Genomic DNA, 24,796 nt, shown 5'->3' with positions numbered 1-24,796 from the left:
CAGCATTTGCAACGCTGCGTGAATGCCCTCGCGCTCCGCCGGCCCCGTGCAGCCAATGGCTGGGGGGTCTGTTGCCCTGGTGGGGCAGGGTGGGTCTGGCCGCCCGGTCAGTGCTGCAGCAGCAGTGCTTCGCGTGCGGCCATGCGGTCGAGCTCTGCGCAGACATCGGCCATGCGGCCCGAGATCACGAGGCGACCGGCATCGCTGCCTGGGTTGGCCGTGCGCAGCACCCGCACCACGCGGCGTGCCTGGGTGTGGCTGCACAGGGTGTCTGCGGCAAGGGGAGGGTTTGGCAAGCGGTTGCCCGTTGCCGCCAGCGCGGCCTCGTCGCGCGGCATGCGGGCTGCTGCCGGGGCTGCGGGCAGCGGGGCCTTGCAGGTGCGTGGCCGTGCCGCAGCCGCCATGTCGTGCCCGCCATGCATGGCGACGGGCTGCAGCCAGCGTGTCAGCGCATGCAGCGGGTGGGAGAAGGCCGAAAGGGTCAAAGAAGCAATTCCCATGTGAAGACTCCGAAGGTCGGTGGTGAACACAGGCAGGATTGCAAGGAAATACGCGGCCCAGGGCTGGCCAGCGGCGGTATGGAATAGCCACACCCCGCCCGCCAAACGCCCGCCACCTGGGCAGCGCGGCGGCGACTACATGAGCATGGTGTTGCGGATCAGGCCGACGGCGAGGCCGTCGTTCTCGAAGGCCTCGCCGGGCTGCACGGTGATCACCGGGTAGTCGGGGTTCTCGGGCAGCAGCTCGATGCCGGTGGCCGTGCGGCGCAGGCGCTTGACGGTGACGTCGTCGCCCAGGCGGGCCACGATGATCTGGCCGTTGCGCGCTTCGCGCGTGGACTGCACGGCCAGCAGGTCGCCGTCCATGATGCCGGCGTCGCGCATGGACATGCCGCGCACCTTGAGCAGGTAGTCGGGCTTGTGCTGGAACAGGCTGTTTTCCACGCTGTAGGTCTGATCGACATGCTCCTGCGCGAGAATGGGCGAGCCCGCCGCGACCCGGCCGATCAGGGGCAGCACCAGCTGCGACAGGCCGGGAATGGGCAGGCTGAACTGGGTGCCGCGCGCTGCATTGATGGAGCGCACCGTGTCGCCACGCAGGCGGATACCGCGCGAGGTGCCGCTGACCAGCTCGATCACGCCCTTGCGGGCCAGGGCCTGCAGGTGCTCCTCGGCCGCGTTGGCGGACTTGAAGCCCAGTTCGGTGGCGATCTCGGCACGGGTGGGCGGGGCGCCGGTGCGTGCAATGGCGGTCTGGATCAGGTCCAGAATCTGTTGCTGGCGGGCCGTGAGCTTGGGGTTGTCGAGCATGGTGGTTTCCAGTGTGTGCCGGTACAGTGGCAAATAACTGTTTTTTAATCCAGTAGCTGTATTTTTCACCAGTTTTTCGGAGTATGCAAGTGAGTGCGCAAAAAATTGTGGTTCTGGGTACGGGCGGCACCATTGCCGGCACCGCTGCGCAGGCGGGGGACAACATCGGCTACACGGCCGCACAGGTAGGGGTGGGTGAACTGCTGGCGGCCGTGCCTGGGCTTCAAGCGCTGGCTGGCGGCCCGCTCGTGGTCGAGCAGGTGGCCCAGGTGGACAGCAAGGACATGGAGTTCGGCATCTGGCACGCATTGGCGCAGCGCTGCGCGGCCTGCCTGGACGACCCTGCTGTCGGCGGCATCGTCATCACCCACGGTACCGACACCATCGAAGAGACGGCCTGGTTCCTGCACTCCGTGCTGGCGGCCGATAAGCCCGTGGTGCTGACCTGCGCCATGCGCCCTGCCACTGCACTCGTGCCCGACGGCCCGCAGAACCTGATGGATGCCGTGGCCGTGGCCGCCACCGAGGGCGCGCGCGGCGTGCTCGTGGTTGCCGCGGGCACCATCCATGGTGCGCAGCGCGTGCAGAAGGTGCACCCCTACCGGGTGGATCCCTTCAACTCCGCAGATGCCGGCCCCTTGGGCTGGGTGGAGGAGGGGGTGGTGCGCCTGGCGCATGCCTGGCCGCAGCCGGCCCGGCAGGTGCACCTGGCCGCTGTGCTGCACCGGCCGGCCGATGCGGCATGGCCCTGGGTGGAACTGGTGGTGAGCCATGCCGGCGCCAGCGGCCGTGCGGTGGATGCGCTGGTGCGCGATGGCGTGCAGGGCTTGGTCGTGGCCTGCACGGGCAACGGCACCATCCACCAGGCGCTGGAGGCCGCGCTGGCGCGCGCCCAGGCCGTGGGGGTGCGCGTGCTGCGGTCCACGCGCTGCAGCGAGGGCCAGTTGCTGCCCAAGCCGGGTGATGCGCTCGTTGCGGCGCCCGGTTTGTCGCCCGTGAAGGCGCGCATCGGCCTGGTGCTGGAACTGCTGGCCTGAGCCGCACGAAAGCACTGACGCCATGTTTGCCGCACTCCGATCCCATGTATGGGCCTACCCGGCACTGGAGGTGGTGCACATCGTGGGCATCGCCCTGCTGCTGGGCAACCTGGTGCTGCTGGAGCTCAGGGTGTTCGGCTGGGGCGCGGCCATCCCGCCGCGGGACCTGGCGCGCCTGAGCCTCTCGCTGGCGCTGTGCGGCTTTGGCCTGGCGGCCCTGTCGGGCTTGGTGATGTTCGCCACCCAGCCGCAGGAGCTGCTTGCCAACCGGGCATTCACCCTCAAGATGCTATTGTTGATGCTTGCTGCCTGCAACGCGGCGTGGTTTCATGGGCGCGGTTCGCTCACGCGGCTCGATGGCCTGGCGCGGGCGCAGATGCTGCTGTCCACGTTGATCTGGCTGGCTGTCGTGGCTTGCGGTCGCTGGATCGCTTACTTGTAGCCCCCTGAGTCGCTTCGCGCCACGGTGCCGCCGCCAGAGGCGGCAGCCCTTCGGCGCCGTCCAAGCCCGCGCAGGCGGGCGGGGAGCCGCGGCCCACAGCCCCACAGGGGGACGCCACCGATGGCCTGGCAAAGCCAGTTCCACGGTGGCGCTGGCTTGGGCCATGCCAGTGCGACGGGCCCTGTTCTGTGCGTAGCGCTGTTAAAGCGCAGATAACCATCCCAAAGGAGAAGTCCCATGCCACTACGACGTCGCCAACTTCTGTTCACCGGCTTGGCAATGCCCCTGGTACCCCTGGCGGCCCATGCCCACCACGGCTGGAGCAGCTTCGATGCCGACCGGCCCATCTATCTCGAAGGCACGGTGCGCAAGGTGCGCTGGCAGAACCCGCATGCCGAACTGGAACTCGAGCTGCCCGCCAACCTGGCCTTGCCACCCAATCTGGCGCAGCGGGCCGTGCCGGCCCAGACGGCACCGGTCGATGGCAAGGCCCTGCTGGCCCGTGCCGTTCTGCCCACGCGCAAGGACCGGATGTGGGAGATCGAGCTGGCGCCGCTGACCCGCATGCAGGCCTGGCAGGTGGCCGAGATCAAGCCGGGCGCCGCGGTGTCGGTGCTGGGCTTTACGCTGCGCGAGGAAAAGGGCGACCCGGTGCTGCGCGCCGAATACCTGTTCGTCGATGGCAAGGCCTACGGGCTGAGATCCAGCCCGGCCTGAAGGGAGAGGCGAAAGAGGTGGCCCAGGCGTCGATCAGGGCCTGCTAACACTAATTTCGGGGATCCCGTTGCCCGGCCAGGGGGCTGGATGCAAGGCGCCCGTGCGCAGCAAGGCTTGCGCCTTGCAAGCGCGGGCAACGCCGCAGACGGCCCCCAAGGCCGGACAACCCGAAGGGAAGGCCCTTGCCGGCGCGCCACTCGTCGTTGCGTTCCTTGCGTGTGCAAAGGCACACGCGGCGTCGCGCGCCTAGATTGGCGCACCGGCAAGGGCCTTCGCGACCCCGAAATTGGTGTTAACAGGCCCTGGTGCACGTTTGGTTGCACAGCTTTTGGCGCCGCCAGCGCTTGTGCGCGGCACCGCGGCTATCATCCGGCGCATTGTCTGGCCTTAGCAGGAGTTGTCCCATGCGCTTCGTTTCCCTTTCTCTCGTGGCTGCGGCCGTGGCACTGGCTGCCCTTCCCGCGCAATCCCTGGAACTGCCCAAGCGCAAGGCGGGCTTGTGGGAGCTCAAGACGACATCGGCCGATGGGGCCCCCGCCGCGGTCATGCAGCAGTGCACGGACGAAGCCTTCGAAGCCCAGATGCAAAAGACCGCGCTGGAAACCGCCAAGACCATGTGCTCCAAGAACGACATGAAACGGGATGGCAACACCATCACCGGCAATGCGGAGTGCAAGATGGGCACCGTCACCGTGACCTCGCGAAGCGTCACCACGGGCGATTTCACCAGTTCCTACAAGACCGTGATCAACAACGCCTACAACCCCCCGATGATGGGCAAGGCCAGCGATACCCTGACCATGGAGGCCCGCTATGTCGGCCCCTGCGCTGCGGGCCAGAAGCCCGGCTCCATGACCATGCCCAACATGCCTGTACCTCCTGTTCCGAAGTCCAAGTAAGCAGCGTTGTGCTGCGGCAAAAACAACAAAGCCGGGCATGCCCGGCTTTGTTGTTGGCGGCATCGCTGAAAATCAGCTGGCCAGCGCCGCGAAGGCGCGCTGCGTGATGTCGTCCACGCTGCCCATGCCGCTGATGGCGTGGTACTTGGGGGCGGCGGCCGGATCGGCCTTGGCCCACTGGCTGTAGTAGTCCACCAGGGGGCGGGTCTGGTCGCTGTAGACCTGCAGGCGCTTCTTGACGGTCTCTTCCTTGTCGTCGTCGCGCTGGATCAGGTCTTCACCGGTCACGTCGTCCTTGCCTTCCACCTTGGGCGGGTTGAACTTGACATGGTAGGTGCGGCCGCTGGCGGGGTGCGAGCGGCGGCCGCTCATGCGTTCGATGATGGCCTCGAAGGGCACGTCGATCTCCAGCACGTGGTCGAGCTTCACGCCCGCGGCCTTCATCGCGTCGGCCTGGGGAATGGTGCGTGGGAAGCCGTCGAACAGGAAGCCCTTGGCGCAGTCGGGCTGGGCAATGCGTTCCTTGACGAGGTTGATGATCAGCTCGTCGCTGACCAGGGCGCCGGCCTTCATGACGGCGTCGGCCTGCAGGCCCAGCGGCGTGCCGGCCTTCACGGCGGCGCGCAGCATGTCCCCGGTGGAGATCTGCGGAATGCCGTACTTCTGGCAGATGAAGGTGGCTTGCGTGCCCTTTCCGGCGCCGGGCGCGCCCAACAGAATCAGTCTCATGAAGGTCCTCGAAGGTTAGAAATCGGCTGGCACTGCTGGCAGGGGCGTACGGCGCGCCGGCGCAAGGGCCACCGAAGCGGCAGCAAAAAAAGACCGCAGTGCTCCACGGATGGGCAGGGGCTGCGGGGTGGTGTGCTGCTACGTCAGTGCTCGCGCAGGCGCTTGTGGGGCCCGGGATGCAATGCTCTCGTTACTTCGAGGATAGCATGTGACCGCCTTGCACTGGCTTACACGAGCGATATGACGTGCGTATAAATGCGTAGGATGGGGCATGGGTGCACCAGACCAGTGCATTTTTGCTGCCCTAGGCCAGCAGCGCCCGCACACGCTCCAGGTCCTGTGGCGTGTCCACGCCGGGGCCGGGTGCCGTGTCGGTGATGTGCACGGCAATGCGGTGGCCGTGCCACAGCGCGCGCAACTGCTCCAGTGCCTCCATCACCTCGGTAGGGGCCTGGGGCAGTGCAGGAAACGCGCGCAGGAAGCCTGCGCGGTAGCTGTAGATGCCGATGTGGCGCAGCGGGGCAAAGCCGGCGGGCAAGGTGGTCGCTGCCTGCTCCCACCAGGCGGTGCCGGCATGGTCGCGGGCCCAGGGGATGGGGGCGCGGCTGAAGTAGTGCGCCAGGCCGCGGGCATCGAGCACGACCTTCACCACATTGGGGTTCTCGTAGTCCGCTAGGCTGTGGATGGTGTGGGCCGCCGTGCCCATGCTGGCCTCGGGCCGAGCCGGCAACAGGGCGGCCACGGCATCGATGAGCCCCGGGTCCATCAGCGGCTCGTCGCCCTGCACGTTGACCACGATGTCGTCGCCCGCCAGGCCCAGTTGCTCGCAGGCCTCGGCCAGCCGGTCGCTGCCGCTGGCGTGGTCGGTGCGCGTCAGGATGGCGTGCACGCCATGCGTCTGGCAGGCCTGCAGCACGCGCGCGTCGTCGGCGGCCACCACCACGCGGGCGGCGGTGCTCAGTGCGGCGCGCCGGGCCACGCGCACCACCATGGGCAGGCCGGCGATGTCGGCCAGGGGCTTGTCCGGCAGGCGGCTGGAGGCCATGCGCGCCGGGATCACGACGGTGAAGGCTTCGGGGGCGGCCACCGGGGTCAGGCCTCGATTTCTTCGTCGGTCAGCGTGCGTGCCTCGTTCTCCAGCAGCACGGGGATGCCGTCGCGCACCGGGTAGGCCAGGCGCGCGCTGCGCGAGACCAGTTCCTGGTGCTCGCGGTCAAAGGTCAGTGGACCTTTGGTGACGGGGCAGACCAGCAGTTCAAGCAGTTTGGGGTCCATGGCGGCAGCTTTCCGGCAAAGGTTCGTTCAATCGGTCATCAATCGCCCGAGGGGCGGGCAGGGGGCGATGATAGCGAGGCAGCGCCCCGCAATACAGCCAGCCGGGCATCGACGGCTGCAAAAAAAGCCGGGTCCACATGCACCTGCAGCGGCACGGCCAGGGCATCGGGGCGCAGCGGCCAGAGCTTCACGGCGTCCTTGGCGGTGCACAGCAGCGGCAGCTGTGCGCCCGGTGCTGCCGCGTCACTCCAGCCGGTGAAATCGTGGTGGTCGGGCAGGGCCGTGGTGCGTGCCAGCGTCAGCCCCTGGGCCCGCAGCATGCCGAAGAAGTCTTCGGGCCGGGCAATCGCCGCCAGGGCCTGCACGGGCTGGCCCTGCAGCGATTGCAGGGGCAGGCTTCGGCCGTCGGCACGCACGGCGTGGCCGGCCAGGCCGCGCTGCAAGGCAAACGCGGGTGCAGTGCCGGCCGGGGCGGGGGCAGTATCGGGGTGCAGCACCCAGTCCACAGCGCGCGGCCAGGGCTCGCGCAGCGGCCCTGCCGGCAGCAGAAAGCCATTGCCAAGCCCCTGGTCGTTGAAGACGCAGACCTCCAGGTCGCGCCGCAGCGCCAGGTGCTGCAGCCCGTCGTCGCAGACGATGACATCGGTGCCGGGATGGCGGGCCAGCAGCGCGCGTGCGGCCGCGCTGCGCTGGCGGTCCACGAAGACCGGCACGCCGCAGTTGCGGGCGATCAGGGCCGGCTCGTCGCCGACCTCGCTGGCCGGGCTGTCGGCCAGCACCTCACGGCAGTCGGTTGTGCTGCGGCCATAGCCGCGCGAGATGACCCCGGGCTTCATGCCCCGGGCCTTGAGATGCTCCACCAGGGCCATCACCACGGGGGTCTTGCCGGCGCCGCCGGCAATCACATTGCCCACCACGATGGTCGGGCGCCCAGGGTGTTCCGAGCGCAGCACACCGGCGCGGTAGAGGGCCCGGCGCAAGCGCACCAGGCCGGAGTACAGCAGGGAGATGGGCCACAGCGCCCAGGCGGCAGGGCCCCGGAACTGCCAGGCCTGTACCAGGCCGGCGGACGAGGGCGGCTGCGGCCCGGCGGCAGCCATGCGCGCTAGCGGCCGTTGGCTGGCCGCGAGCCGGCCGATGACTGGGTGGCGAAGGTGATCTGCGTGAGGCCCACGCGGCGCGCGGCTTCCATCACCGTCACCACGGCCTGGTGGGGCGACATCGCGTCGGCGCTGATGATGACCACACTGTCCTTGCCGATGGCGGTGGAGGCCTCGCGCAGGGCGCGCGCCACGGCATCGACGCTCTTGCCGTCCACGCTGGTCTTGTTGACCGCATAGCGGCCATCCGCCGCCACGGCGACCACGACCTCCTTGGGGTGGTCGCGCTGCTGCTCTGTGTCGGCCACGGGCAGGGTCAGCTGCAGCTCGGTGAACTTGCTGTAGGTGGTGGTCAACATCAGGAAGATGAGGATCACCAGCAGCACGTCGATGAACGGGATCAGGTTGATCTCGGGTTCTTCCTTGGTGCGGGGGCGGAAGTTCATCCCAGGGACCTTTCAAACAATCGAGGGGCGGCTTCGAGGGCACCCGGTTTTGCAGCCGGGCCGCCCCAAGGCAAAGCGCGGCCCCATGCACCAGCGAAGCGCAGGGCACGCCTGCGGATGGGGGCAGGGAGCCACACGCAGTGGGCGACCGTGGGGGCCATCACTTCTTGTGGCGCAGGATGTGGCGCACGAACTGCTCGGAGGCCAATTCCAGGGTCAGCAGGTAGGCGTCGACGCGGCTGCGGAAATAACGCCAGAAGATCAGCGCCGGGATCGCCACGATCAGGCCGAAGGCCGTGTTGTACAGGGCGATCGAAATGCCATGCGCCAGCCGGGCCGGGTTGCCGCCGCCCATGGCCTGGCCCACGCCGCCGCTGCCGACCTGCGAGCCGAAGATCTCGATCATGCCGATGACGGTGCCCAAGAGGCCAAGCAGGGGGGCTGCCGAAGCGATGGTGGCCAGGGCGCTAAGGTACTTTTCAAGCCGGTGGGCGACGGAGCGGCCCGTGCCCTCCATGGCTGCGCGCAGGTCGGCTTCACTGCACTGGGGGTTGCTGTTGAGCGTGCGCAGGCCGCTGGCCAGCACCTCGCCCAGGGCGGAGTTCTGTGCCAGCTGGTTCACCACGTCGGGCGTGGGCAGGCTTTTGGACGAGACGGTGATGGCTTCATCGAGCAGCTTGGGCGGTGCCACACGGGCCGTCTTGAGGGCCACGAAACGCTCGATGACCAGGGCCATTCCGAGGATGGAACACAGGATCAGAGGCCAGATAGGCCAGCCTGCGGCTTGTATGATGGACAGCAAATCTCTCTCCGCGCAGATGAGGGGCAATCGGTGATTATGGCCCAGCTTCTTGACGGCTTTTGGTCACAAACCGTTACCTTGGCGCGCGCTTTCGGTGACCGTGGCGTCACCCACAAAAACTGTGGATAACTTTGTGGGCAACCGGGTCGCCCAAGCTTGCAAAGTGGCTTGGCGCCGTGCTTGCAACAGATTGATGAAAAATTAAGCAGTGAAAAATCCTTATAAATCAATGACTTGCATGTGGGTGCTTGGCGCGTGGCACGAGAATGCTTATCAAGCACAGTGGAGCGCTGCATCGCCGCTTCTGTGGAAGACTCGGCTTGTCAATAGGGCCGCAATGGCCGTCGCTGCGCATGTTTGAACGTACAAACCCCGTGGCGGCGCCCCGCGTGTGGGAAGTTGGCGCCCTGTGCCGCGCCATTGCTGATGCGCTGGAGGCGCGCTTCAATCCTGTCGCGGTGCGCGGCGAGATCACGGGCTTTTCGCGCGCGTCCAGCGGGCATTGCTACTTCTCGATCAAGGACCCCCAGGGCCAGCTGCGCTGCGCCATGTTCCGCCGCGCCGCCAGCCTGCTTGACTTTTCGCCGCGCGATGGTGAATTGGTGGAAGTGCGCGGCAAGCTCGGCGTGTACGAAGCCCGGGGCGACCTGCAGTTCATCGTGGAAAGCATGCAGCGCGCAGGCCAGGGCGCGCTGTTCGAGCAGTTCCTGCGCCTGAAGGCCCAACTGGAGTCCGAGGGCCTGTTCGACTCCGCGCGCAAGCGGCCCTTGCCCGTGCAGCCGCGGGGCATCGGCCTGGTGACCTCGCTCGGGGCCGCGGCGCTGCACGACGTGGTCACGGCCCTGCGCCGCCGCGCGCCGCACATTCCTGTGGTGCTGGCCCCGGCCCAGGTGCAGGGTGGGGCGGCGCCGCAGTCCATCGTGGCCGCGCTGAACCGGCTCTACCGCCTGGCGGAGCAGGGGCCTTCGGCTGGGCAGCCCGCCATCGACACCATCCTGCTGGTGCGTGGCGGGGGATCCATCGAGGACCTGTGGGCCTTCAACGACGAGCACCTGGCCCGCACCATCGTGCAAAGCCCGGTGCCGCTGGTCAGCGGCGTGGGGCACGAGACCGATTTCACGATTGCCGACTTCTGCGCCGACCTGCGCTCACCCACGCCCACGGCTGCGGCCGAACTCGTGGCGCAGCCGCGCGAAGTCTGGCTGGGCGCCTTGGATCTGATCGAAAACCGCATCGGCGACGGCATCCAGCGCCTGCTCGATGCCCGCCACCAGCGCCTGGACCAGGCCGCGGCGCGGCTGGGCCGGCCCTCGGGCCTGGTGGCGCGCGAGCAGTTGCAGCTGGCGCGCACGGCCCAGCGCATGCGCCATGCCGTGCTGCTGCGCCTGCAGCGCATGGAGCAGGCCCAGCAGGCCGCCGCCGCCGCTTTGCCGGTGCAGGTACAGCGCCGCATCGACGGCCTGCGCGAGCGGGTGGACCGCGCCGCGCTGCGCCTGGAACTGCTGGACCCGCGGCTGGTGCTGCAGCGCGGATATGCGCTGCTGGCCGATGCGGATGGCCACGCCGTGACCAGCGTGCGCCAGGCCCGGCCCGGCGATGCCCTGCGTGCCACGCTGGCCGACGGGGCCGTGGACCTCACCGTGGCAGCCCAGCCCAGGCTGCTTTGACCGGCGGCGCTGTAGGATCGGTGCGCATATCGCAGCGGCAGTGCACGTTTGCTTGCCAACTTCGCTGCAGAGGTCACACGATCTTCCTACAATGCCCGTTCACCCGCAGGTGAGCCATGCCTGCTCGCAGGCTGGCAAGCCACCACAATTCAAACCACCACGAGGAAACACCATGGAACACACCCTTCCCCCGCTGCCCTACGCCATCGATGCACTGGCTCCCCACTACAGCCAGGAAACGCTGGAGTACCACCACGGCAAGCACCACAATGCCTACGTGGTGAACCTCAACAACCTGCAAAAGGGCACCGAATTCGAATCGATGACCCTGGAAGAGATCGTCAAGAAGGCAAGCGGCGGCATCTACAACAACGCCGCCCAGATCTGGAACCACACCTTCTTCTGGAACTGCATGGCCCCCGCCGGCGGCGGCGAGCCATCGGGTGCGCTGGCCACGGCCATCAACGCCACGTGGGGCAGCTACGCCGCCTTCAAGGAAGCCTTCGTGAAGAGCGCCGTGGGCAACTTCGGTTCGGGCTGGACCTGGCTGGTCAAGAAAGCCGACGGCAGCGTCGACATCGTGAACACCGGCGCCGCCGGCACGCCCCTGACCACCGCCGACAAGGCCCTGCTGACCGTGGACGTGTGGGAACACGCCTACTACATCGACTACCGCAACCTGCGCCCCAAGTTCGTCGAGACCTTCCTGGACAAGTTGGTCAACTGGAAGTTCGCCGAAGCCAACTTCGCCTGATTGCCCCCCCGCAGGCAATCCATCCGCCCTTTGCTGGGCGGAAAAGAAAAACGGCCCGAGGGCCGTTTTTTTCATGGGCGCGTCCGGCTCACTTGCGTGAAAAAGGGACCCCGCCGAGCTTGAAGCCGGCCTTGATGCCCTTCTTGGCGAACCAGCCCTGGTTCATCTCCAGCACGAAGCGCACCGGCTTCTTCGAGCAGTGCGAGTCGAGCGTCTGCGGCTTCATGTCTTCGAGGTTGACGATGGTGCCGTCGTCCGCGACGAAAGCGGCGGTCAGCGGCAGCAGGGTGTTCTTCATCCAGAAGCATTGCTGGCTGGGTTGTTCGAAGACGAACAGCATGCCCTCGTGCTGCGGCATCTCGGGCCGGTTCATCAGGCCGATCTGGCGTTCCAACGGGGCCACGGCCACCTGGGCGTCGATGCGGTGCATACCGGCAGACAGCTCCACGCGCTGCAGGTTCAGCTGCGGGCCTTCCTGGGCCCGGCTCGCGGGGGCCAGGGCTGCGAGCGCTGTGGCGAGCAAGGTGGCCGCCAGGGCGTGGCGACGGGTGGGGAGCAGGGGAGTGGCAAGGCTCGTCATCATCATCAGGCTGGGCATGGGCAGGATTCTTCCGGTGGGATGTGCGGGGGCGCCAGAAACAAAAAAAACGCCCGCGGATGCGGGCGATTTTGAAGCAAACCGAAATGGGTGGGGGTCAGAGATCCGCACAAACCCCCAGCCGCATCAGGCATGCGCCTTCTTGGCGTGCTTCTTGGGCTTCTTCTGGGCCACTTTCTTGGACTGCTTGTGGGCCGGTGCCGCCTTGGCCATGGGAGCCGGTGCAGCTGCGGGTGCAGCAGCGGGGGTGGGAGCGGCAGCAGGGGCGGCTGGAGCCTGTGCGAAAGATGCACCGGCAGAGAACAGACCAGCCATCAGGACAGCGAGGAGTTTTTTCATATATGCCATTTCCTAGACGAACTATCGGGTTGAGGGCCCTGCGAAAAACTCGCAAGGCTCCACTTGCAACGATAGCAGTCCGCGCACGGTTGACAGGGGTTTTCAGCAATTTTTTGTCTATAGAATCTTCGCGGTCAGGTGCGCGTCGCCCGGCACGCTGCATTGGGTTTCAGATCTCCAACGGAGACCCCCGTCCATGACCCGCGCCCAGCACATCCAGGTGCCTGCCCAAGGCCCGAAAATCACTGTGAACGCCGACATGTCGCTGAACGTGCCGGACGAACCCATCATTCCCTTCATCGAAGGCGACGGCACCGGCCTCGACATCACGCCGGTCATGATCAAGGTGGTCGATGCCGCGGTGGCCAAGGCCTATGGCGGCAAGAAGAAGATCCAGTGGATGGAGGTCTACGCCGGCGAAAAATCCACCAAGGTCTATGGCCCCGACGTGTGGCTGCCCGAAGAGACGCTCGCCGTGCTGCGCGAGTACGTGGTGTCCATCAAGGGCCCGCTGACCACGCCGGTGGGCGGCGGTATCCGCTCGCTCAACGTGGCCCTGCGCCAGGAGCTCGACCTGTACGTCTGCCTGCGCCCGGTGCAGTACTTCAAGGGCGTGCCCTCGCCCCTGAAGGAACCCGAGAAGACCAACATGGTGATCTTCCGCGAAAATTCGGAAGACATCTACGCCGGCATCGAGTTTGAGGCCGAATCCGACAAGGCCAAGAAGCTCATCAAGTTCCTGCAGGACGAGATGGGCGTCAAGAAGATCCGTTTCCCCAACACCTCGGGCCTCGGGGTCAAGCCCGTCTCGCGCGAGGGCACCGAGCGCCTGGTGCGCAAGGCCATCCAGTACGCCATCGACAATGACAAGCCCAGCGTGACCATCGTGCACAAGGGCAACATCATGAAGTTCACCGAAGGCGGCTTCCGCGACTGGGCCTATGCGCTGGCGCAGAAGGAATTCGGCGCCCAACTGATCGATGGCGGCCCCTGGTGCAAGTTCAAGAACCCCAAGACGGGCAAGGACATCACCATCAAGGACAGCATTGCCGATGCCTTCCTGCAGCAAATTTTGCTGCGCCCGGCCGAGTACTCGGTGGTGGCCACGCTCAACCTCAACGGCGACTACATCTCCGACGCGCTGGCCGCGCAGGTCGGCGGCATCGGCATCGCGCCCGGCGCCAACATGTCCGACTCGGTGGCCTGCTTCGAGGCCACCCACGGCACGGCCCCCAAGTACGCCGGCAAGGACTATGTGAACCCCGGCTCCGAGATCCTCTCGGCCGAGATGATGCTGCGCCACATGGGCTGGATCGAGGCGGCGAACCTGATCATCAGCTCGCTGGAGAAGTCGATTGCCTCGAAAAAGGTCACGTACGATTTCGCGCGGCTGATGGACGGGGCCACGCAGGTGAGCTGCTCGGGCTTTGGCCAGGTGATGATCGACAACATGTGATCGCGTTTGCCCGGGTTCCCTGGGTACCCGCAACACAGGCCCGCTCCTATGGAAGTGGGCTTTTTTTCTGCCCGTTGAATTCCTGAACCTTGCATCCGCAGGGACGAATGGGCGATGCATATCGGGCTGGGCACGAGCACGCTGGCGGCGTGCAGGCGGTCAGGCGGCGTGGCTTCCACCTGCAAGCTCGAGGTGGCGATCAGCGCCGTGCAGCGGGGGACTGACCGCACGGCTGCGGAGTTGGCCATGCCCCGATTGACGCGTGAGCTGGAGGCTGTGCGGGAGCGGCGGGCGCAGGTGATTCAGCAACTCGAAAGCCGGTTGGGGAAATCCAAGACCGATCGGCGCACCATTGCCATCATTGCGGTGGTGTGTGTCGCCATCCTCTGGGCAATCTTCTTGGGCCCGACCCTGGATACTGCCTGGCAGATCCTGTGTTTCTTTGGGGTTGTGATTGGTACCTTGGTGCTGGTCTACAAAAAGTACAGGCTGCCGCAGTTCGACCTGGCGCAGGAAACGAAAACCCTGGATGAGCAGATCGACAGGATCGAAGCGCACATCCAGGCGAACCGGCGCATTCTGGAAACGCTGCCGGTCTGAGCGTTTTTGCTGGCAACGCCGAAGTCGCCACTGGGGCGGTGGTTCACGCGTTGGGAGAACCGGTGGCTCTGGGTGCCAAACAGGGCCGTGTACCGTCCCGTGCGGCGAGGGAGCCAGCCTGTGCCGCTCACTGCGCGCTGGCAGCGTCCAGCGTGGCCAGGGCCTCTGCATCCAGCGTGAGCTGGGTGGCCTTCACCAGGTCCTGCAACTGCGCCAGCGAGGTGGCGCTGGCGATCGGCGCCGTGATGCCCGGCTGCACGATCTGCCAGGCCACCGCGACCTGGCCGGGCGTGGCGCCCAGACGCGCGGCCACGGTGTCCAGTGCGGCCAGGATGCGCAGGCCGCGTTCATTGAGGTACTTGGCCGTGGTGTTCTTGCCGCGTGCGCTCTTGCCGGCATCGGCCTCGGTGCGGTACTTGCCGGTCAGAAAGCCGGCGGCCAGCGCATAGAAGTTGATCACGCCCACGCCCTTGTCCACGCACAGCGGCTGCAGTTCCTTCTCGAACACGGCACGGTCGTACAGGTTGAACAGGGGCTGCAGGCTTTCGTAGCGGGTGATGCCCAGCTGTTCGCTGGTCGCCAGGGCCTCGGCCAGGCGCGCGGCGGTGAAGTTGGAGGCGCCGATGGCGCGCACCTTGCCGGCCTTGACCAGGTCGTCGTAGGCGCCCAGCGTGTCGGCCAGCGGCACGCTGGCATCGTCGTCGTGCGACTGGTAGAGGTCGATGTGGTCGGTCTGCAGGCGCTTGAGCGATGCCTCTACCGCCTGGCGGATGTACTCGGGGCGCAGGCCCACCTTGCCATCGCCCATGTCCTTGCCGACCTTGGTGGCCAGCACGATGCGGTCGCGCTTGCCGCTTTGGGCCAGCCAGCGGCCGATCACGGTTTCGGACTCTCCGCCCGTGTGGCCCGGCACCCAGCGCGAGTACACGTCGGCCGTGTCGATGAAGTTGAAGCCCGCGTCCAGCCAGGCGTCGAGCAGTGAAAACGAGGTGGCCTCATCGGCCGTCCAGCCGAAGACGTTGCCGCCAAAGCACAGGGGAGAGACTTGCAGGCCCGAGCGGCCCAGGGGACGGAGGTTCATGGTGCGGTATTCCTTGGCACGGAGTGTGGAGGGGCATTGTTGCTGCATTTGGCGAATGCTGCAGGCGGGCCCGTGCGTGACGTTGTTCACGGCGGTGGCGTTTGCTGTCCTGGCGGCCTATGGACTTCAGCACCCTGCGCAGGTGACACTTCGCCCAGCCTGCAAGGAACCCGTGCTCAGCAGGCACTGGTTGGCACACACGGGGATACCTGGCAAGCCCTGGCATTCAAAACCCTGGCCCCTGCCTGAACCGGAGAAACCATGATGCGATCAACTACCAGGTGCGCGGCGGCTTTGGCCCTTGGCGCCATGCTTGCGGCCACGGCGCAGGCCGAACTCACTGTACGCCCCGCAAGCCGCGACGCTGCCCGCCAGTGGCTTGAAAGCAGCTTGCCGTCCTTTTTCCCGCCCGGCGCGGGGCAGGACGGAATGGCCGGGCCTTACGCCTACCGCTTCTACCCCTCCGTGGGCAATGCCTTCGCGTTCAGCGAGGGGCGATTCATGGTGGCCAGCCAAAGCCACACCGCCGGTCAGATCGTGGACCTGACGGCCGCCTTGTGCCAGGCCAATGCCGCGCTGTGCGAGAACACCACCGTGCTGCCCCCCGGCACGGGCACCGGCGCTGCCTCGGACTGCTTCAACCCCGTGCTGCTGCAGCAGGGCACGACCTACCGCTGGGACTGGCAGTCCGCCGACGCCGCCGTGCAGTTCAGCACCGAGGGCCGCATCAACGGCCCCGCCAGCTTTGCCGGGCAGACGGGGCTGATCGAGACCGAGCGCACGGTGCTGGTGAGCAAATCAGGCACCACCTCGTTCAATGCGCGTGTGCTGGAGTACGACAAGCTGGAAACCACGCCGCAGGGACCGGTGCTGCTGCGCTATGGCAGCACGGCGCGCATGGACGCACCGATTGCGGGCATGCGGACCACCATGGTGCTCAACCCGGCCAACCGCGTGCGCGACTTCGCGCTGGCGCTCAACGAGAGCTATACGCTCAACGAGGTGCGCCAGACCACCATCGAGTTCCCCGGCCTACCGGCCCAGACCAGCACCACCCGCGAAACACAGATCATCACCTACCGCGGCCAGGAGAGCGTGACCGTGCCCGCCGGCACCTACATGGCCTGCAAGTTCGAGTGGACCAATGGCACGCGCGTGTCGGCGGGGTGGACGGCCAAGGGCACGGGCCTGCCCCTGGTGATCACCGGCGACGATGGCGCCGGCAACCCCGTCACGCTGTACATCAAGTCCAGCTCGCACATCAACGGTCACCCCATATAGCCCAGGGCGCCCAGCAGGGCGCCGGCACCCAGCATCCACAGCAGGTGCAGGCGCGTCTTCCACACCAGCAGCATGGTCACCACGGTCGCCAGCCACAGCGGCCAGGCGGTGGCCAGGCCGCCATGGGCCTGGGCCAGCACCCAGGTGGTGGCCAGCAGCAGGCCGATGACCACCGGCACCATGCCCTGCTTGAAGGCGCGCACGCCGCGCCGCTCGCGGTTGCGGTGCCCCCAGCGCGTGGCCAGCCAGGTGAGCAGGCTGCTGGGCAGCATCACGCCGACCATGCAGACGGCCATGCCCAGGGCGCCAAGGGCCCAGCCCAGCATGCCAGCGCCGCCCGCATTCAGGCCCACGTTCCAGCCCAGCAGCGCGATGAAGAGCACGTTGGGGCCCGGCGCGGCCTGGGCGATGGCGATGGATGCGTTGAACTGTGGGTCGGCCAGCCAGGCCTGCTTTTCCACCAGAAAGCGGTGCATGTCGGGTGCGGTGGCGATGGCGCCGCCCACGGCCAGCAGCGACAGCGACATGTAGTACAGAAACAGCTGCAGCCAGTCGGCCCAGCCCATGTGGATGGTGGCGCCCGTCATGGCGCCAGCTTTCGCCAGGTGAGCAGGCAGGCCGTGCCGCCCAGCAGCGGCAAGGTCCAGGCCAGCGGCCAGCGCAGCACGGCCATGGCCACCACGGTGAGCACCGTGATCACCGTGCACAAGGCCGGGCCGAGCGGGTGGGTGCGCAGTGTGGCCGAGAGCTTGAGCCCCGTGCCTGCAATCAGCCCGGCGGCCACTGCCCCCATGCCGCGCAATGCCCCGGCCACGGCCGGGTGGCTGGCGAACTGGGCATAGACCACGGCCAGCGTCAGCACCAGCATCAGCGGAAACAGCAGCATGCCGGCCAGTGCCGCCAGCGCGCCGCGCCAGCCGAAATAGCGGTCGCCGATGGTGATCGACAGGTTCACCACATTGGGGCCCGGCATGATCTGGGCCACGGCCCATTCCTCGACGAACTCCTCGTTGGTCATCCAGCGCTTGCGCTCCACCAGCTCGCGCTGCACCACGGCCAGCACGCCGCCGAAGCCCTGCAGCGCCAGCCAGGTGAAGGACCAGAACAGGTCGGTGCAGTTGCGGGGAGCCGGGCGCGGTTCTGCCGGTGAAGAGAGGCTGGGGGAGGGCGAAACCATGGGAGCGGGCGGAGACGGCGAAATCGGGACGCGGCGGAAGCGCCACCCTGCGATGGTAAACGTCCGCCGATGGGTATGCTGGCGTCCTCCCGTTTTCCTGAACCACTTCCGATATGAAACTCCTCCGATATGGCCAGCCCGGCGCAGAGCGCCCCGGCCTGCTCGACGCCCAGGGCGTGCTGCGCGACCTGTCCATGCTGCTGCCCGACCTGGGGCCGGCCCAGCTCAACCCGCGCACCCTGGCGGCCCTGGCCGCCATCGACGCCAGCCGCCTGCCTGCGGTGCAAGGCACACCCCGCCTTGGCAGCCCGGTGGGCGGCGTGGGCAAGATCGTCTGCGTGGGCCTGAACTACGCCGACCACGCGGCCGAAGCCGGCATGCAGGCACCCGCCGAGCCGGTGCTGTTCATGAAGGCCGTGACCTCGCTCAGCGGCCCGAACGACGAGGTGCGCATACCGCCCGGCTCGCAGAAGACCGACTGGGAGGTGGAGCTGGGCCTGGTCATCGGCACCCGTGCCAGCCATGTCAGTGAAGCTGCTGCGCTGCAGCACGTGGCCGGCTATGTGCTGGCCAACGACGTGTCCGAGCGTGCCTGGCAGATCGAACGCGGTGGCCAGTGGGTCAAGGGCAAGAGCTACGACACCTTCGCCCCCATCGGCCCCTGGCTGGTAACGCCCGACGAGGTCGCCGACCCGCATGCGCTGGACCTGTGGCTGGAGGTCAACGGCCAGCGCGTGCAGAACGGCAATACGCGCAATTTCATTTTCCGGCTGCCCCAGGTCATCTCGTACATCAGCCAGTTCATGACCCTGGAGCCTGGGGACGTCGTGCTGACCGGCACCCCCGCCGGCGTGGGCCTGGGCCAGAAGCCTGCGCCCTGGTTCCTCAAGCCCGGCGACGTGGTGCGCCTGGGCGCCACGGGGCTGGGCGAGCAGCGGCAGGTCTTTGTGGGCGGTTGAAGTCCCAAGGAGAGTAGGGCGGGCACAACGGGCAGGGTCGATGCGCTTGCCGCTGGCAAAGCGGGGCGTGGATACTCTCGGCTGTGCCCTCCGCCCCATCCCCACATTCCTCCACTGTGCTCACCCGGCTGCGCCAGCGCTTTGGCCGCAGCGCGCTGTATGCCGTGCTGTGCCTCATGCTCTGCGCGCTGGCCTTGTTCGAGGTGACCACCTGGCACAAGCTCGATGCCCTCGATAACCGGGTGGGAGATGCCTTGCTGCGCTGGCATGCGGACAGCCGCACGCCGCCGGACGACATCGTCGTGGTCGACATCGACCAGTTCTCGCTGGTCGATCAGCAGATGCTCGACGTGGCCGGCAAATGGGTGTGGCCCCGGGTCATCCACGCGGAAATGATCTCGGCGCTGGCGGCCCAGCAGCCGCGGGCCATCGTGCTCGATCTGATCCTGACGCAGGCCGACCGCTTCCGGCCGGAGAACGATGCGGAACTGGCCAAGGCGCTGGCGTTCGAGCATGCCTTCATCCCCATGGTGCTGATGGAGGACACCGAGCAGAAGGCGCCGCTGACCATGGCGCCGCCGGCCATGGGCATACGCCCGCTGGAGAATGCGAAGCCCGATGCCGCCTACGGCATCGAAGGCCCGCTGTCGCTGCCGCCCGAGGTATGGCGCACCGGCTACATCAACTTCGTCAAGGACCGCGACGGCATCGGCCGGCGCACCGAGGTCGGCCGCGAGACCGATGGCTGGTGGATTCCCCACATGATCGGCCGGGTGGCCGATGCGCTGCAACTGCCGCAACCCCGGAAGCCGGGCTTTCGCCTGAACTGGTATGGCAAGGATTTCACGCGCATTTCCTACGCCAAGGCCTACCTGGCCACCCAAACGGGTGATCGCAAGCTGCCCTTCGATGCGCGCGGCAAGATCATCGTGATCGGCGCCACGGCCAGCGGCATCCTGGACTTCGTGCCCACGCCCATGGACGCGACGACGCCCGGCCCCTTCGTGCTGGCGACCGGCCTGGCCAACCTGCAGAACAACGAGTGGCTGCGCGAGGCCCCGGAATGGGTGAATCCATCCCTGGTGATGCTGCTGGTCTGCGGGCTGGCCCTCGCCTTCGTGGTGCGCATATCACCCACTTGGGTGGTCGTGGGCTATGGGGCACTCACGGCGGCTGCCATCGGGGGCAGCGTTGTGGCCTTGCAGGAAGCCCATGTGTACTGGATGCCTGTGTCCTCGCTGGTGCTGGGCGCCGTGGCGCTGCTGGCCTTCGGCTTGCTGTCCTCGCGGCTCGAGATGGGCCAGCGGCGCCACGTGCAGGCCATGTTCGCGCGCTTCGTAGACCCGCGCATCGTGCAAGATCTGTCAGAAACCGTGGCCGAGGCCGAGGTATCCGCCAGCCGCGAAATCACCTTGCTGTTCTCGGACATCCGCGGCTTCACCAGCCTCTCGGAGCACCGCAAGCCCGAGGAGATCGTGAACATCCTCAACCGCTACTTCGAGATGCAGGTGGAGGTGATCTTCCGCTACCAGGGAACGCTGGACAAGTTCATCGGCGATGCCATCATGGCCTTCTGGGGGGCACCCATCGCCCAGCCCAACCATGCGGTGCTGGCGGTGGAGGCGGCGCTGGGTATGGCGGACGCGCTGCAGCGCTTCGCCGATGACATGGCGCGCGAAGACCCTACTGCCAAGTTTGACATCGGCATCGGTGTGCATACCGGCTCGGCCGTGGTGGGGTTCCTGGGCACTTCGCGCCGGTTGGACTACACCGCAATCGGCGATGCCGTCAACCTGTGCAGCCGCATCGAAGGTTGTACAAAAGGCATAGCCCGGGTTTTGGTTTCCGAGTCGACAAGGGCACAATGTGGGGAAACATTTGTTTTCATTGACCGCGGCGATTTCGAGGTAAAGGGCCGCGACCAGGCGGTGCGGCTTTTTGAGCCGCAGCGCCGTTCGTCAGTGGGGGCGCCGGCACCCGCCGAGGCCCCGGTTCAGACACAGAGAGGAGAAGGAAAGTGAACACATCATTCGTGGGCCTTTTGAAGGGCCTGCTGATTGCGCTGCTGCTGGGGCTGGGCCTTGGCGCGCATGCCCAATCGCTGGAAGTCACCACCGCCACCGAGCTGCGCGCCACGCCGGCTCTGGACGGCAAGGTCGTGGTCAGGCTGGCCAAGGGCAACAAGCTTGAGCAGACCGATGCACAGGAGGGCTGGGTCAAGGTGAAGTTCGGCCGCGCCGAAGGCTGGGTGCGGCTGACGCACGTGAAGACCCTGGAAGCTGCGGCACCGGCTGCTGCGCCGCCCGCCAGTTCGGGAACCAACCTGGCGAGCATCTTCTCGGCACCGAGCAACCGCCCCACGGCGACCACGGGTACCCGAGGCCTCACCAAGGAACAGATCGCCAATGCCCAGCCGAATCCGGCTGAGATGGCGCAACTCGAGAAGTACGCGATCAACATGGGCCAGGCCGAGCAGTTCGCACGCAGCGGCAAGGTCGTGGCGCAGAAGATTGACGCCTACACCGGAGCAGAAAAATGAAACTCCAACGCTTGAAGGCCGCCGCGCTGGCGCTGGCCACGGTCGTATTGCTGACCGGTTGTGAAACCATGCCGCAGGCTGGCGGCTCCGGAGGCCTGAATGTCCTGTCGTCCGCGCTGGGCGGCGGTTCCGGCGGCGGTTCGCGTGCCGGTGGCGTCATGGACGTGATCCAGGGCGCATCCGCTGCATTCAAGGATTACTCTGCCGAAGAACAGCGTGCCATGGGCAACGATTTTTCGTCCGTGCTGCTGGGCGCCCGCCCGCTGCTGCGCAACGAAGCCGTGCAGCGCTACGTAAGCCAGGTCGGCTGGTGGGTGGCTGCCCAGGCCGAAAAGCCCAAGGACAAGGACGGCAAGGACATCCAGTTCGCCTGGCGCTTTGGCGTGATCGACTCCGACGCCGTGAACGCCTATGCCACGCCCGGCGGCTTCGTGTTCGTCACTGTCGGCCTGATGCGCCAGCTCAAGTCCGAAGCGGAACTGGCCGGTGTGCTGGGCCACGAAATCGCCCACGTGACGCGCGGCCACTACCTGGCTGCCATCAAGAAGGGCGGCTTCGCCCAGGCCGCTGGCGGCGTGGTGCAGGCCCGCTCGGGCAATGCCATGGTGAGCTCGGCCATGGTGGGCCTGGTGCGCAACCTGTACACCAAGGGCCTGGACCAGTCCGACGAGTTCGATGCGGACCGCCAGGGCGTGCTCTACGCCGCGCGCGCCGGCTACGCGCCCATCGGCCTGCCCACGGTGCTGAACATGTATGCGGCCACGGGCTCCGGCTCCAACCAGGCCTACGAAGTGCTGTTCTCGACCCATCCGGCCCCCAAGGACCGCCTGGAAAAGCTGCAGCCCTTCATGGCCAGCAAGTTCTCGACCGCCGCGAACGTGAGCAACGAAGCCCGCTACGAAGTCATCAAGCGCCAGCTGCGTTGACGACCCCCTGGGTGGCCATGCCGCCCTTGGCAAAAGGCCCTGCCTCGGACCTCAAGGCAGGGCCTTTTTGTTTGCGGCAGAAGCAAGCCGGTCAACCCATCGTTTGCGACTGCCGAACACACCTTGACGGGCGTGGGGCCAAGTTGACGAAGTCAGGCTGGCGGTGACCAGCGGTGCGGCAGCAATCATCGATCTGGCTGGCCGGGTGAGTGGGCAAGCGATCCAGTACAACCTCGAAGTAGGCGTACGGGTCGTGCCCGTTGATGCGCGCCGAGTGCAGCAGGCTCATGATGGCTGCTGCGCGCTTGCCCGCTCGCAGGCTACCGGCGGACAGCCAATTCGATCGTCCAACTGCAATCGGTCGGTCTGGTTCTCGAACCAATGGTTCGAGATCGGCACTTCGCCGTCGTTCACGAAGTGCGTGAGGCCCTTCCAACGCTTTAAGTTGTAGTCGAGGGCCTTGATGGTAGCGGAGCCGGGCGGCACCAACTGGCGTTTGCGAGCAGCCTGCGGTAGAGAGGGCATCACCACCGCTGAAGCGCAACGGGTCAAGGTTTTGGAGCGTGAGGTCAAGGAGGTGCGCCGGGCCGCAACACACGGCATTCCAGATCAAACTCGACAACGGCCTGCACGTGCTCCAGCGCAGCAAGCAATGCCTCTGTGCGGGCCGATTCTGGGGCGGTGGACATTGCGTCCATTGGAGTATTGATTGTGTTGATCTAAAGCTACGCGAGCGCGCAAGGGTTGTTGGGCTCGGGCGCCCCTATCGATTTCGCACCAACTGTGCAGTGGCGTACATCGAGAGCTTGGGTTGAAGGTTGCGACCACGGTCTAGCAAAATTAGAATCGTCCATATTGAATCTCTTCGGGTTTTGAGTCGGTTCAACACGCTCAGAGTATCGATTGCAGACGAGTTGAGCTGTTATGTGCCGAACATCGATGCGTCCACCAGCGCAGCAGAGCGGAAGGCCGGCCGAGCAAATAGGTAGCCCTGCATCAGGTGGATGCCTGCATCGCGAAGAAAGTTTCTCTCCGCACGGGTTTCGATGCCCTCGGCCACGACCTCTATGCCCATCTCCTTGCACAGGCCTACCAGGCTGCGCACGATGGCTTGGCGCGGTCGGCTCGCGTCCACGTTGCGGATCAGGTCCATGTCGATCTTGATGATGTCCGGCTGGAAGTCGGACAACAGCTTCATCCCCGCATACCCCGCCCCGAAATCGTCGATGGCGGTCTTGAAGCCACAGCGTTTGTACTCGCGCAAGATGGAAGCGAACCAGGGCCCGTCCTGCACGCGCTCGCCTTCGGTCACCTCGAAGATGATCTGGTCGAGCGGAAATTGGTGGATGCGGGCAGCCTCCAGCGTCGTGCGGATGCACACCTCGGGTTTGTAGATGGCGTTGGGCAAAAAGTTGATGGAAACCCGCTCGCGTATGCCCAGCTCGCTCGCTCCCCTGATGGCCTTGACACGGCAGGCCTGGTCGAAGCGGTAGCGGTTGCCGTCGTTGACCTGGGACAGCACGGTCATGGCGCCCTCGCCGGCAGGCCCGCGCACCAGGGCCTCGTGCGCAAACACCGTGCGCCGCTCCAAGTCGACGATGGGCTGGTAGGCGTAGTCGAACTGAAACCCCAGCCGTTCGGCGTTGCCGCAGTCCTCACAGTCCTGCGGTGTGCCGTTCAGGGGAATGAAATCCATCGGAAAATTGGTGTTCACCAACGGTGGCGATTTACCTTGCATAGTGCCAATCAAAAGTCACCAGCAACATTTGCCAAACGGAGAACAAACTGCCGCACGTGATGTCCACCAGTGTGCTGGATTTGATGGACTTGCGCCATGCCTTTGCTGAGGGGAGTAGGATGCATGTTGAGCATTGCGAGCCGTCAACCGACCGCGCTTACCCCAGCGAGCTCTTTAACGTCCAGGTATCACCGAGCAAGGCGGGCAAATTGGGGCGAATGTTCTGCGAATTCACGATTGCCGGGCATCGACAGGCCCTGCCTCGCATTCGCGTCGTCGGCGACCTGGAACACCGCCACGAGTTCGGCCAGGCGCCGGGCTTGCTGACGCAGATTCTCTGCGGCCGTGGTGCTCTCACCTACCAGAGCACCGTTTTGCTGTGTCATCTGATCCAACTGAGTAACTGCCAGGTTCACCTGCGAGATGCCGTCGCTTTGCTCTGCGGCAGCGGTGCTGATCTCGCCAATGATCCCGTTGACGCGCTGAACGCCCTGGACAATTTCGTCCATGGTCGCGCCTGCATTGGCCACCAGTTGGGTGCCTGAATCCACCTTCTCGACGCTGCTCTGGATCAGCGACTTGATCTCCTTGGCTGCAGCGGCACTGCGCTGGGCCAGACTGCGTACCTCAGATGCCACCACGGCGAAGCCGCGCCCCTGCTCTCCCGCCCGCGCGGCTTCGACCGCCGCGTTGAGTGCCAGGATGTTGGTCTGGAACGCGATGCCATCGATCACCCCAATGATGTCGGCGATCTTCTTGCTGCTCTGGTGGATGTCCTGCATCGTGCTGACTACCTGCTGCATGACCTCGCCGCCCTTGGTGGCGGTGCCGGCCGCCGTCGCCTAGGTGTGTACATAGAATCACGAATATACCAGCAGGTCACAAACTAACCAGTCTCTTATACACATCAGACGCTGCCGACGA

27 protein-coding genes and 2 pseudogenes are annotated in these 24,796 nt (G+C 66.3%); 13 read left to right on the top strand and 16 right to left on the bottom strand.

Annotation, left to right across the window (positions count from 1 at the left end; genetic code table 11):
* Positions 1-107: 107 nt before the first annotated feature.
* Positions 108-500, bottom strand: a complete 393-nt coding sequence (locus ACK59X_RS29175; protein ID WP_409962060.1) for a hypothetical protein — start codon at positions 498-500, stop codon at positions 108-110.
* 135 nt (positions 501-635) lie between these two features.
* Positions 636-1,310, bottom strand: coding sequence for a transcriptional repressor LexA (gene lexA, locus ACK59X_RS29170; protein WP_409962058.1), 675 nt, complete (start codon positions 1,308-1,310; stop codon positions 636-638).
* A gap of 83 nt (positions 1,311-1,393) precedes the next feature.
* On the opposite strand from lexA, the gene ACK59X_RS29165 reads away from it, so the two are divergent.
* From ACK59X_RS29165 to ACK59X_RS29150, 4 genes are all read left to right on the top strand, one after another.
* On the top strand, positions 1,394-2,347 hold the full coding sequence (locus ACK59X_RS29165; protein WP_409962056.1) for an asparaginase: 954 nt from the start codon (positions 1,394-1,396) through the stop codon (positions 2,345-2,347).
* A gap of 22 nt (positions 2,348-2,369) precedes the next feature.
* Complete coding sequence (locus ACK59X_RS29160; RefSeq protein WP_409962054.1) at positions 2,370-2,789, top strand: hypothetical protein; 420 nt, start codon at positions 2,370-2,372, stop codon at positions 2,787-2,789.
* Positions 2,790-3,026: 237 nt separating this feature from the next.
* Positions 3,027-3,506 carry a DUF6152 family protein gene (locus ACK59X_RS29155; protein ID WP_409962052.1) on the top strand — a complete coding sequence of 160 codons (480 nt, stop codon included), beginning with the start codon at positions 3,027-3,029 and terminating at the stop codon, positions 3,504-3,506.
* 404 nt (positions 3,507-3,910) lie between these two features.
* Positions 3,911-4,405, top strand: a complete 495-nt coding sequence (locus ACK59X_RS29150) for a DUF3617 domain-containing protein (RefSeq protein ID WP_409962050.1) — start codon at positions 3,911-3,913, stop codon at positions 4,403-4,405.
* 72 nt (positions 4,406-4,477) lie between these two features.
* Here the strand turns inward: ACK59X_RS29150 and adk are convergent, their stop codons facing one another.
* The 6 genes from adk to ACK59X_RS29120 all read right to left on the bottom strand — a co-directional run bounded on the left by adk (position 4,478) and on the right by ACK59X_RS29120 (position 8,757).
* Positions 4,478-5,134, bottom strand: a complete 657-nt coding sequence (adk, locus tag ACK59X_RS29145) for an adenylate kinase (protein WP_409962048.1) — start codon at positions 5,132-5,134, stop codon at positions 4,478-4,480.
* 304 nt (positions 5,135-5,438) lie between these two features.
* The gene (kdsB, locus tag ACK59X_RS29140; protein ID WP_409962046.1) at positions 5,439-6,221 is read right to left on the bottom strand and encodes a 3-deoxy-manno-octulosonate cytidylyltransferase; all 783 of its coding nucleotides are present in this window, start codon (positions 6,219-6,221) and stop codon (positions 5,439-5,441) included.
* 5 nt (positions 6,222-6,226) lie between these two features.
* Complete coding sequence (locus tag ACK59X_RS29135) at positions 6,227-6,409, bottom strand: Trm112 family protein (RefSeq protein ID WP_057203154.1); 183 nt, start codon at positions 6,407-6,409, stop codon at positions 6,227-6,229.
* A gap of 38 nt (positions 6,410-6,447) precedes the next feature.
* Entirely contained in the window at positions 6,448-7,509 is a 1,062-nt protein-coding gene (gene lpxK / locus ACK59X_RS29130) for a tetraacyldisaccharide 4'-kinase (RefSeq protein ID WP_409962044.1), read from the bottom strand.
* 5 nt (positions 7,510-7,514) lie between these two features.
* Positions 7,515-7,955: an ExbD/TolR family protein gene (locus ACK59X_RS29125; protein ID WP_409962042.1), complete on the bottom strand. Its 441-nt coding sequence runs from the start codon at positions 7,953-7,955 to the stop codon at positions 7,515-7,517.
* Positions 7,956-8,115: 160 nt separating this feature from the next.
* Entirely contained in the window at positions 8,116-8,757 is a 642-nt protein-coding gene (locus ACK59X_RS29120; protein WP_409962041.1) for a MotA/TolQ/ExbB proton channel family protein, read from the bottom strand.
* A gap of 353 nt (positions 8,758-9,110) precedes the next feature.
* On the opposite strand from ACK59X_RS29120, the gene xseA reads away from it, so the two are divergent.
* Together xseA and ACK59X_RS29110 are read left to right on the top strand one after the other, a co-directional pair.
* Positions 9,111-10,424, top strand: a complete 1,314-nt coding sequence (gene xseA, locus ACK59X_RS29115; RefSeq protein ID WP_409962039.1) for an exodeoxyribonuclease VII large subunit — start codon at positions 9,111-9,113, stop codon at positions 10,422-10,424.
* 172 nt (positions 10,425-10,596) lie between these two features.
* Positions 10,597-11,178 (top strand): superoxide dismutase, encoded by a 582-nt coding sequence (locus tag ACK59X_RS29110; RefSeq protein ID WP_409962037.1) that lies wholly within the window; start codon positions 10,597-10,599, stop codon positions 11,176-11,178.
* 88 nt (positions 11,179-11,266) lie between these two features.
* Here ACK59X_RS29110 and ACK59X_RS29105 read toward each other — a convergent pair whose 3' ends face one another.
* Both ACK59X_RS29105 and ACK59X_RS29100 read right to left on the bottom strand, forming a co-directional pair.
* Positions 11,267-11,758, bottom strand: a complete 492-nt coding sequence (locus ACK59X_RS29105; RefSeq protein WP_409962062.1) for a DUF192 domain-containing protein — start codon at positions 11,756-11,758, stop codon at positions 11,267-11,269.
* Between the two features lie 144 nt (positions 11,759-11,902).
* Complete coding sequence (locus ACK59X_RS29100; RefSeq protein WP_409962035.1) at positions 11,903-12,115, bottom strand: hypothetical protein; 213 nt, start codon at positions 12,113-12,115, stop codon at positions 11,903-11,905.
* Positions 12,116-12,311: 196 nt separating this feature from the next.
* On the opposite strand from ACK59X_RS29100, the gene icd reads away from it, so the two are divergent.
* Together icd and ACK59X_RS29090 are read left to right on the top strand one after the other, a co-directional pair.
* A complete protein-coding gene (icd, locus tag ACK59X_RS29095; protein ID WP_409962033.1) occupies positions 12,312-13,571 on the top strand; it encodes an NADP-dependent isocitrate dehydrogenase in 1,260 nt (419 codons plus the stop codon).
* A gap of 114 nt (positions 13,572-13,685) precedes the next feature.
* A complete protein-coding gene (locus tag ACK59X_RS29090) occupies positions 13,686-14,171 on the top strand; it encodes a hypothetical protein (RefSeq protein WP_409962031.1) in 486 nt (161 codons plus the stop codon).
* A 127-nt stretch (positions 14,172-14,298) separates the two neighbouring features.
* On the opposite strand, the gene ACK59X_RS29085 is transcribed toward ACK59X_RS29090, so the two are convergent.
* Entirely contained in the window at positions 14,299-15,252 is a 954-nt protein-coding gene (locus ACK59X_RS29085; RefSeq protein ID WP_409962029.1) for an aldo/keto reductase, read from the bottom strand.
* A gap of 264 nt (positions 15,253-15,516) precedes the next feature.
* On the opposite strand from ACK59X_RS29085, the gene ACK59X_RS29080 reads away from it, so the two are divergent.
* Positions 15,517-16,533 carry a hypothetical protein gene (locus ACK59X_RS29080; RefSeq protein WP_409962027.1) on the top strand — a complete coding sequence of 339 codons (1,017 nt, stop codon included), beginning with the start codon at positions 15,517-15,519 and terminating at the stop codon, positions 16,531-16,533.
* Here ACK59X_RS29080 and ACK59X_RS29075 read toward each other — a convergent pair.
* Entirely contained in the window at positions 16,521-17,120 is a 600-nt protein-coding gene (locus ACK59X_RS29075; protein ID WP_409962025.1) for a chromate transporter, read from the bottom strand. The two genes, ACK59X_RS29080 and ACK59X_RS29075, sit on opposite strands and share 13 nt — an antisense overlap.
* Entirely contained in the window at positions 17,117-17,710 is a 594-nt protein-coding gene (locus ACK59X_RS29070) for a chromate transporter (protein ID WP_409962023.1), read from the bottom strand. The genes ACK59X_RS29075 and ACK59X_RS29070 overlap by 4 nt, the downstream gene beginning before the upstream one ends.
* A gap of 113 nt (positions 17,711-17,823) precedes the next feature.
* On the opposite strand from ACK59X_RS29070, the gene ACK59X_RS29065 reads away from it, so the two are divergent.
* From ACK59X_RS29065 to ACK59X_RS29050, 4 genes are all read left to right on the top strand, one after another.
* A complete protein-coding gene (locus ACK59X_RS29065; protein ID WP_409962021.1) occupies positions 17,824-18,669 on the top strand; it encodes a fumarylacetoacetate hydrolase family protein in 846 nt (281 codons plus the stop codon).
* 116 nt (positions 18,670-18,785) lie between these two features.
* Entirely contained in the window at positions 18,786-20,690 is a 1,905-nt protein-coding gene (locus ACK59X_RS29060) for a CHASE2 domain-containing protein (RefSeq protein WP_409962019.1), read from the top strand.
* Complete coding sequence (locus ACK59X_RS29055; protein ID WP_409962017.1) at positions 20,687-21,208, top strand: SH3 domain-containing protein; 522 nt, start codon at positions 20,687-20,689, stop codon at positions 21,206-21,208. Before ACK59X_RS29060 ends, ACK59X_RS29055 begins: the two co-directional genes overlap by 4 nt.
* Positions 21,205-22,134, top strand: coding sequence for a M48 family metalloprotease (locus ACK59X_RS29050; RefSeq protein WP_409962015.1), 930 nt, complete (start codon positions 21,205-21,207; stop codon positions 22,132-22,134). The genes ACK59X_RS29055 and ACK59X_RS29050 overlap by 4 nt, the downstream gene beginning before the upstream one ends.
* A gap of 152 nt (positions 22,135-22,286) precedes the next feature.
* On the opposite strand, the pseudogene ACK59X_RS29045 reads toward ACK59X_RS29050, so the two are convergent.
* From ACK59X_RS29045 to ACK59X_RS29035, 3 genes and pseudogenes are all read right to left on the bottom strand, one after another.
* Positions 22,287-22,632, bottom strand: a pseudogene (locus ACK59X_RS29045) (transposase); the annotation flags it as partial.
* A 424-nt stretch (positions 22,633-23,056) separates the two neighbouring features.
* The gene (locus ACK59X_RS29040; protein ID WP_409962013.1) at positions 23,057-23,830 is read right to left on the bottom strand and encodes an EAL domain-containing protein; all 774 of its coding nucleotides are present in this window, start codon (positions 23,828-23,830) and stop codon (positions 23,057-23,059) included.
* A gap of 230 nt (positions 23,831-24,060) precedes the next feature.
* Positions 24,061-24,711 (bottom strand): annotated as a pseudogene (locus ACK59X_RS29035) (methyl-accepting chemotaxis protein); the annotation flags it as partial.
* Positions 24,712-24,796 lie beyond the last annotated feature (85 nt).

The organism is Acidovorax sp., from assembly GCF_046339755.1.
Classification (GTDB): domain Bacteria; phylum Pseudomonadota; class Gammaproteobacteria; order Burkholderiales; family Burkholderiaceae_C; genus Acidovorax.
This window is presented reverse-complemented; position numbering and strand designations above follow the sequence as displayed.